1 protein-coding gene is annotated in these 237 nt (G+C 37.6%); it reads left to right on the top strand.

All coding sequences use genetic code 11. From position 1 onward, the window contains the following. On the top strand, positions 1–237 hold a 237-nt coding region (locus tag SB725_RS33800; RefSeq protein WP_410923771.1), incomplete at both ends, for a hypothetical protein.

The following is a 237-nucleotide window of genomic DNA, read 5'->3' as shown; positions in this document are numbered from 1 at the left end:
AAACGGAATATCAACTACTATAAAAGGTAAGGGAAGCTTGACTGGAAATGGCGTTTTAGAGGTAAATGCAGGTGCAAATGCTCAGGAAGTTTTATTTAAAGATGCTTCTATTAGTATTAAAGGTGGAGCTAATGGTCAAGTACTAACAACAAATACAGGTGGTACTCCTTACTGGCAGACAGTGAGATCAGTAAGAAGAACAACATCAGCTCTCATTACCGTTGATATTGCAAATGA

Origin of the sequence: Pseudomonas sp. SIMBA_041, from assembly GCF_046535095.1 — a bacterium.
Lineage (GTDB): Bacteria > Pseudomonadota > Gammaproteobacteria > Pseudomonadales > Pseudomonadaceae > Aquipseudomonas > Aquipseudomonas mucoides.
This window is presented reverse-complemented; position numbering and strand designations above follow the sequence as displayed.